The following is an 8,392-nucleotide window of genomic DNA, read 5'->3' as shown; positions in this document are numbered from 1 at the left end:
TGGCGGTGCCAGTTGTGGCGCCTGCGGCAATGGTGATCACCGCGCCGTTGCTCAGGGTCACGGTGACTGGAGTACCGGCAGCGTTGGTCAGGGTCGCGGTGTAAACAATCGAGCCGCCTTCTGCCACGGTATCGGTGGCAGTCACGCTGAGGGTGGTGGTGTCCGGTGTGTCGGTGACCGAGGTTTCAGCTGGCTTGTCGTTGATCTCCAGCTTCTCGTAGTTGCCGCCGTCAGCCTTGGTGATGGTGGTGCTCAAGGAGCTACCACCAGCCAGGGCATCGTTCGGCGCGGTGAAGTTCACCGAAGCCTGGCTTTCGCCAACCGGAATAGTGATGGTCTGGCCGTTGGACAGGGTCACCACAACCGGCGAGCCGGTAACCGGAGCCGTAACCGACGCGGTGTACACCACTGTGCCGCCTTCGGCGACGCTCGGAGTGGCAGTCAGGCTGACGGTGGAAGTGTCGATGGTGTCGGTGACATCAGTCACAGCCGGAGCTGGGTTGGTGACCAGGTTCTCGAAGTTGCCGCCATCCGCTTTGGTGATGGTGACTTCAACCTTACCGGCATCTTTGTAGACGTCATCGGCTGGTGCCGCGACGGTGGCGGTGCCAGTTGTGGCGCCTGCGGCAATGGTGATCACCGCGCCGTTGCTCAGGGTTACGGTCACCGGGGTGCCAGCGGCATTGGTCAGTGTGGCGGTGTAAACGATGGAACCGCCTTCTGCCACGGTATCGGTAGCAGTCACGCTAAGGGTGGTGGTATCCGGCGTATCGGTAACCGAGGTTTCAGCTGGCTTGTCGTTGATCTCCAGCTTCTCGTAGTTACCACCGTCAACTTTGGTGATGGTGGTGCTCAGAGAGCTACCGCCGGCCAGGGCATCGTTCGGCGCGGTGAAGTTCACCGAACCTTGGCTTTCGCCAACCGGGATAGTGATGGTCTGTCCGTTGGACAAGGTCACCACAACCGGGGAGCCGGTCACTGGCGCGGTGACCGATGCGGTGTACACCACGGTGCCGCCTTCAGCCACGCTCGGGGTCGCGGTCAGGCTGACAGTCGACGTATCGATAGTGTCAGTGACATCAGTCACTGCCGGAGCCGGGTTGGTTTCCAGGTTTTCGAAGTTGCCGCCATCGGTCTTCGTGATGGTGACTTCGACCTTGCCGGCGTCCTTGTACACATCGTCGGCCGGGGCCGCTACGGTGGCGGTGCCGGTGGTGGCACCAGCAGCGATAGTGATGACAGCACCGTTGCTCAGGGTCACGGTGACCGGAGTACCAGCAGCGTTGGTCAAGGTCGCGGTGTAAACGATGGAGCCACCTTCTGCTACCGAGTCAGTAGCACTCAGGCTCAGAGTGGTGGTATCCGGCGAATCGGTTACTGTGGTTTCAGCGGGCTTATCGCTGATTTCCAGCTTCTCGTAGTTACCACCGTCAGCCTTGGTGATGGTGGTGCTCAGGGAGCTACCGCCAGCCAGGGCATCGTTCGGCGCGGTGAAGTTCACCGTGGCGGAAGACTCGCCCACTGGAATAGTGATGGTTTGACCATTGGACAGGGTCACCACGACCGGCGAACCGGTCACCGGAGCGGTGACCGAGGCGGTGTAAACCACGGTTCCACCTTCGGCCACGCTCGGCGTGGCGGTCAGGCTGACTGTCGAGGTATCGATGGTGTCGGTGACATCAGTCACGGCAGGCGCTGGGTTGGTGACCAGGTTTTCGAAATTGCCGCCATCGGTCTTGGTGATGGTGACTTCGACCTTGCCCGCGTCCTTATAGACGTCATCAGCCGGGGCGGCGACGGTGGCGGTGCCGGAAGTGGCGCCTGCGGCGATGGTGATCACCGCACCGTTGCTCAGGGTGACGGTCAGCGCAGTCCCGGCAGGGTTGGTCAGGGTCGCGGTGTAGACGATGGAGCCGCCTTCGGCCACGGTGCCGGTGGCCGACAGGCTCAGGCCGGTATCGTCAATGGTGTCGGTGACTGCGGTCACGGCCTTGTCGGTGCTGGGCACCAGGCTCTCGAAGTTGCCACCCTCGGCCTTGGTGATGCCGACCTCGAGCGTGCTGCCGTTCTTGTAGACATCGTTGGCAGGAGCCGCGACGTCGATCGAACCGCTGGACTTGCCCGCTTCGATGGTGATGACCGAACCGTTGGACAGGGTAATGGTCACCGGCGTCTGTGCCGGGTTGGTCAGGGTGGCGGTGTAGGTGATCTGTCCGCCTTCGGTGACGTTGGCATCGGCTGTCAGGGTGACGGTGGTGGTGTCGATAGTGTCGGTGACCTGGGTCACCGCCGGGGTCGGGTTGACGGTTACCAGCAGACCGCCGCCGCCAGCAGTGCCGGTCACGCTAACGCTGATCTGGCCGGGGTCGATATAGACGTTGTCATGGGGCGCCAGAGGAACCTGCACGCTGCCAGTGGTTTGGCCGGCGCCGATCACGATGACTGCGCCATTGGACAGGGTGACGGTCAGGTCGGTCAGCGGTGCCTGGGTCAGAGTCGCGGTATACACCAGCACACCACCGGCTTCGGTGATGGTCGGGGTGGCGCCCAGGGTCAGGGTCGCCGGGCGCAGCGAATCACTGCCACTGCCGTTGCCATTGGCCAGGCCATTATTGTTGGTCAGCCCGCCAACGGTGTTGTCCTGCGCCGAAGTGGCCAGCCCCAGGCCGGCAGTCGGGAAGCCAATGGTCGGGTCCACCCGGCCTGCGGTTTCCTCAAGCTGGACGAAGCTGTGACCGCCCCCGGCAGCACCGCCCGTACCTGCTGCGGACGGGCCGGCAGCGGTGGCTTCCAGGTCGGTGGTCGGGTCGACACCGGCGGCAATGGCCTGCTGCAGTTCCGCCACCGAGGGCGCGGTTTGCGCGCTGGCCTGGGCCAGGTCGGTGCTGGAGTCCGGTGCGGCACCGCTCCACTGAGTGTCGCGGCCAAGGTCGAGGGTACGCCCGTCGGTCAACTCCAGAGTGACGGCACCCGCCGGGCCGGTATCCACCTGATCACCCACGAACAGGCGGTCGCCTTCGATGAGTACGCGCCGGATTCCTTCCGGGGAAACTACGAAAACCTGACCGACAATGCTTTTGACGATGGCAACAACACTGCTCATTGGGGACTCTCCGGTGTACCGCTCATTTGACATCCATGTACCGGCTTGGGCGCAGGCCGCAACTCAGTCTGGAGGTACATTGCTGTGTAATTGGGAACGGGTATTTGACAGTATAGACGTCAATATTTTGGCTGGATTTTTTCGAAATTAACTTTATGCCAAACTATTGACCTTATGGATGCCATCCTAAACAATCGCCGGATTAATGTCACATTGATATTTGTTCAGTAACCTGACTTGAAGTATGTGAACCAGTTCTTAGTTTGAGCTTTCCGACGGACGGTCGTTGTGGTTGTAATCATTCGATGTGGCGCCACGTTATGACGTGTTTCTGGACATGCAGTCCGAGGGAAATTCCTACCATGCGTTTTCACCTGTTCAAGGCCCTGCCGTTCGCCTTAGCCGCCAGTTTCGTGCAGGCACAAACACTCCCCGAAGCCATGCAGAAAGCACTGGATGTGCATCCGGAAATACAAGCCGGGGTAAACAGCCGTCTAGCTGCTGACTATCAACTCAAAGCGGCCAAAGGTGGATATTTGCCACGCGTCGATATGCTCGCGGGTTACGGTCGTGAAGGGACGGATAACCCTAGTACCCGTGCGGGTACTGGCAGCAATCACTGGGAAACCCTGAACCGCGGCGAGTCAAGTTTACGTCTGCAACAGATGGTCTTTGATGGTTTTGCCACGTCCAGCGAAGTAGGGCGTCAACAGGCTACCGTCAACTCTCGGGCTTATTCCCTGCTGGGTACTTCCGAGCGCACTGGGCTGACCGTGGCCCAGGTATACCTGGATGTGTTGACCCGTCGTCAATTCGTGCAACTGGCAGAAGACAACCTGCGTAATCACGAACGCATCTACGATCAGATCAAGCTGCGCACCCAGCGTGGCGTGGGCAGTGGTGCCGACCTTGACCAGGCCGAAGCGCGCTTGGCCCAGGCCCGCAACAACCTGATCACCGAGCAGACCAACCTGGCCGATGCCCAGACCAACTACCTGAGTGCCGTGGGAGAGGTGCCCGATCAATTGGAGCGTCCTGCCAGCTTTATGGCGCTGCTGCCGGCCAACCTTGATGAAGCCCGACGCCAGATGCTGGAAAACAGCCCGATCCTGCGTTCTGCCGAATCCGATATCGTGGCTGCCGAGAAGCAGTACGACGCCGCCAAGTCGGCGTTCTATCCGCGCTTCGATGCTGAGCTGGGACGTACCGCCGATAACGACCTGGACGGTCAGAACGGCCACAACAATGAATGGCAGGCCATGCTGCGCATGCGCTTCAACCTGTTCGCCGGCGGCAGCAACAAGGCCGACCTGGAGTCCAAGGCCTACCAGTCGAACCAGGCCCTGGATATCCGCAACAACGCCCTGCGGGTTCTGAACGAAGAGCTGGGCCTGGCCTGGAACGCCCAGAACAACGCCAATGCCCAGGTGCCGATCGCCCAGCAATATGTCGATCGCAGCACTGCGGTGCGCGCCGCCTACCAGAAACAGTTCAGCCTGGGCGAACGTACCCTGCTGGACTTGCTCGACAGTGAAAACGAACTGTTCACTGCTTCCCGGCGTTTGGCCGAGATCCAGAACATTCAGTTATTTACTCAGTATCGAATCAAGGCGACCATGGGCGAGTTGCTCAAGAGCCAGGGAGTGGTCGCACCTATGGCTTCGGTCGTGCAGAACGATGCGAAGCCCAAGGTCCAGCTGCCTGGGATGAATTGAGCTACTTTCATCCTATTGCCAGCCAAGAGTGTCCAGCGTGGAATCAGAAGTCAGTCGTGTGCAACTCAGTCATGATCCGCGCGGCATGCATGACGATCCCATGCTGGATGGGTTGCTGACCCTTTGCTTCCTGCATCAGAAGCCTGCCAGTGCGGCCATGCTGACCACCGGGCTGCCATTGCCGTCACAGCGCTTGAGCGCCGAGCTGCTGCCCCGTGCAGCGGCCCGGGCCGGGCTGCAGGGGCGCGTGTTACGCCGCAAGCTCGAGCAGATTCCGACCATCGCGATGCCCGCCCTGTTATTGCTCAAGGACGGTCGCAGCGCCGTGCTCCTGGGCTGGCAGGGCGAGGACCAGGCGCGGCTGCTGCTTAGCGAAAGCGACGGCGGCGAAGTCTGCGTCAATCGCCAGCTGCTGGCCGACGACTACAGCGGCCAGGTGTTCTTTGCCCAGCCCCAGCACAAGTTCGATGTCAATCACGGGTCGCTGATTCCCCGGGCCCGCTCCTGGTTCCGCGACACCCTCAAGCGTTCGCGCTGGCTGTATGCCGACGCCATTGCCGCGAGCCTGCTGATCAACATCATCGCCATGGCCGCGCCGCTGTTCGTGATGAACGTCTACGACCGGGTAGTGCCCAACCAGGCCACTTCGACCCTGTGGGTGTTGTCCATTGGCATCATGGGCGCCTATATCTTCGACCTGATCCTCAAGAGTCTGCGCAGCCTGTGCCTGGACCTGGCGGGGAAGAAGACCGACCTGATCATTTCCGCCACGCTGTTCGAGCGCATCGTCGGCATGGCCATGAAGTACCGCCCGGCACGGGTCGGCAGCTTCGCCCAGAACATCCATGAGTTTCAGAGCCTGCGGGACTTTCTCGCATCCCTGACCCTCACCAGCCTCATCGACCTGCCGTTCACCCTGCTGATCTTCCTGGTGATCGCCATCTTGGGCGGGCACCTGGTGTGGATTCCGGTGCTGGCGTTCCCCATCGCCCTGGGTATCGGCTACGCCTTGCAGAAGCCCCTGGTGGCGACCATGGAGAAAACCATGGCCCTGGGCGCCGAGCGTCAGTCGAGCCTGATCGAAACCCTGGCCGGGCTGGATGCGGTCAAGGTCAACAACGCGGAAAGCGAACGTCAGTATCAATGGGAGCAGACCATCGGCACCCTCAGCCGCCTGGAACTGCGGGTGAAGATGCTCTCCAGCCTGGCGATGAACATCACCTTGCTGATCCAGCAACTGGCCGGGGTGATCATGATCATCTTCGGCGTGTACCAGATCATCGACGGCAACCTCAGCATGGGCGGGCTGATCGCTTGCTACATGCTCAGCGGCCGGGCCCTGAGCCCGCTGGCCTCGCTGTCCGGTTTGCTGACCCGCTACCAGCAGGCCCGCGTCACCATGACCTCGGTGGACCAGATGATGGAGCTGCCCCAGGAGCGCAATTTCGACGAGCGCCCCCTGAGTCGCAGCGTACTGCAGGGCGCCATTGAATGCCGGCAACTGAACTTCACCTACCCGGGTCAGCAGAATCCGGCGCTGAAGAACATCAATCTGGTGATCAAACCAGGCGAGAAGGTCGGCATCATCGGCCGCAGCGGCTCGGGCAAAAGCTCCCTGGCCAAGCTGCTGGTAGGGCTTTACCAGCCGGATTCCGGTGCTTTGCTGGTGGACGGCGTGGACATCCGCCAGATCGATGTCAGCGAGTTGCGCCACAACATTGGCTACGTGCCCCAGGACATCCAGCTGCTGGCCGGCACCCTGCGGGACAACCTGACCTCCGGTGCCCGCTACGTTGAAGACGAGCTGGTGCTGCAAGCCGCCGAACTGGCGGGGGTTCACGAATTCGCCCGGCTGCACCCGCAAGGCTATGAATTGCAGGTGGGCGAGCGTGGACAGAACCTGTCCGGTGGCCAGCGTCAGAACGTCGCCCTGGCCCGTGCCCTGTTGCTCAACCCGCAGATCCTGTTGCTCGACGAGCCCACCAGTGCCATGGACAACACCGGTGAAGAACGCTTGAAACAGCGCCTGGAAGCGGTGGTACAGAGCAAGACCGTGGTCCTGGTCACTCACCGGGCGTCGCTGTTGTCGCTGGTGGACCGGCTGTTGGTGGTGGACCGTGGACAGATCCTGGCCGATGGCCCGAAAGCGGTGGTGATGGAAGCGTTGAAGAAGGGGCAGATCAGTGTTGCTTAAGTCGGGATTCAAGGACTCGATCCGCCGCTATTTCAAAGGCACCGATTCTCTCCAGGGGCAGCCGCTGCCCGAGGTCAACAAGGCCCTGATCGAAGATGCGCCACGGGTCATTCGCCTGACCATCTGGGGCATCATCGCGTTCTTCCTGTTCCTGGTGCTGTGGGCCAACTTCGCGGTCATCGACGAAGTGACCAAGGGCGAGGGCAAGGCCATTCCTTCGTCGAAGGTGCAGAAGATCCAGAACCTGGAAGGCGGGATCGTCTCCGAGCTGTACGTCAAGGAAGGCCAGGTGGTGGAGGCCGGAGCACCGCTGATCCGCCTGGATGACACGCGCTTCCAGTCCAACGTCGGCGAGACCGAGACCGTGCGCCTGTCCATGTTGCTGCGGGTGGAGCGTCTGAGCGCCGAGGTCGATGACCGTGCGCTGAATTTCCCAGAGGAAGCGCTCAAGGACGCACCGGGTCAGGCCGCCAGCGAAAAATCCCTGTACGAGAGCCGCCGTCAGCAACTGCATGACGAAATCGGCGGCCTTCAGGAACAGCTGATCCAGAAACAACAGGAACTGCGGGAGTTCACCTCCAAGCAGGCCCAGTACCGTCAGCAGCTGGGCTTGCAACGCCAGGAAATTGCCATGTCCGAGCCCCTGGTGGCCCAGGGCGCGGTATCGCCGGTGGAAGTGCTGCGGCTCAAGCGTGCCGAAGTGGAAACCCGTGGTCAGTTGGACGCCACCACCCTGGCGATTCCCCGGGCCGAATCGGCGATCAAGGAAGTGCAGCGCAAGATCGATGAAACCCGCGGCAAGTTCCGCAGCGAGGCCCTGACCCAGCTCAACGAGGCGCGCACCGAACTGAACAAGGCCAGCGCCACCGGCAAGGCCCTGGAAGACCGGGTCAGCCGGACCCTGGTCACCTCGCCGGTGCGGGGCATCGTCAAGCAACTGATGGTCAACACCATTGGCGGGGTGATCCAGCCGGGCAGCGACATGGTGGAGATCGTGCCCCTGGACGACACCCTGTTGGTGGAAGCCAAGATCCGTCCCCAGGACATCGCGTTCCTGCACCCGGGCCAGGAAGCGATCGTCAAGTTCAGCGCCTATGACTACACCATCTATGGTGGCCTCAAGGCCCGCCTGGAGCAGATCGGCGCCGACACCATCACCGACGAAGACAAGAAAACCACCTACTACATGATCAAGCTGCGCACTGACCGCAGCCACCTGGGCACCGATGAAAAACCGCTGCTGATCATCCCCGGGATGGTCGCCTCGGTGGACATCATCACCGGCAAGAAGAGCATCCTCAGTTACCTGCTCAAGCCGATCATCCGCGCCCGCGCCGAAGCCCTGCACGAACGCTGATCCGTGTAAAAAACGACCTGCCA

Annotated in this window: 4 protein-coding genes; 3 read left to right on the top strand and 1 reads right to left on the bottom strand. The window is 61.5% G+C overall.

Going from position 1 to position 8,392, the window contains the following annotated elements:
* Positions 1-3,103 (bottom strand): retention module-containing protein (locus tag BLX41_RS14470; RefSeq protein WP_123725441.1); only part of this gene is annotated, 3,103 nt, incomplete at its 3' end.
* A 362-nt stretch (positions 3,104-3,465) separates the two neighbouring features.
* Between BLX41_RS14470 and BLX41_RS14465 the strand changes: the two genes are divergently transcribed.
* Genes BLX41_RS14465 through BLX41_RS14455 form a run of 3 tightly spaced genes read left to right on the top strand, consistent with a single transcriptional unit; the run spans position 3,466 to position 8,369 of the window.
* Positions 3,466-4,818 carry a TolC family outer membrane protein gene (locus BLX41_RS14465; RefSeq protein WP_123725440.1) on the top strand — a complete coding sequence of 451 codons (1,353 nt, stop codon included), beginning with the start codon at positions 3,466-3,468 and terminating at the stop codon, positions 4,816-4,818.
* 37 nt (positions 4,819-4,855) lie between these two features.
* Entirely contained in the window at positions 4,856-7,012 is a 2,157-nt protein-coding gene (locus BLX41_RS14460) for a type I secretion system permease/ATPase (RefSeq protein ID WP_123725439.1), read from the top strand.
* Positions 7,002-8,369, top strand: a complete 1,368-nt coding sequence (locus tag BLX41_RS14455; protein ID WP_123725438.1) for an HlyD family type I secretion periplasmic adaptor subunit — start codon at positions 7,002-7,004, stop codon at positions 8,367-8,369. Before BLX41_RS14460 ends, BLX41_RS14455 begins: the two co-directional genes overlap by 11 nt.
* Positions 8,370-8,392: the final 23 nt, after the last annotated feature.

It is taken from the genome of Pseudomonas protegens, from assembly GCF_003732485.1.
Taxonomy (GTDB): domain Bacteria; phylum Pseudomonadota; class Gammaproteobacteria; order Pseudomonadales; family Pseudomonadaceae; genus Aquipseudomonas; species Aquipseudomonas protegens_B.
This window is presented reverse-complemented; position numbering and strand designations above follow the sequence as displayed.

Bases quoted from the DNA above. Each gene is read 5' to 3' on its own strand.
- BLX41_RS14465 (WP_123725440.1), top strand. From the start codon at position 3,466: ATGCGTTTTCACCTGTTCAAGGCCCTGCCGTTCGCCTTAGCCGCCAGT.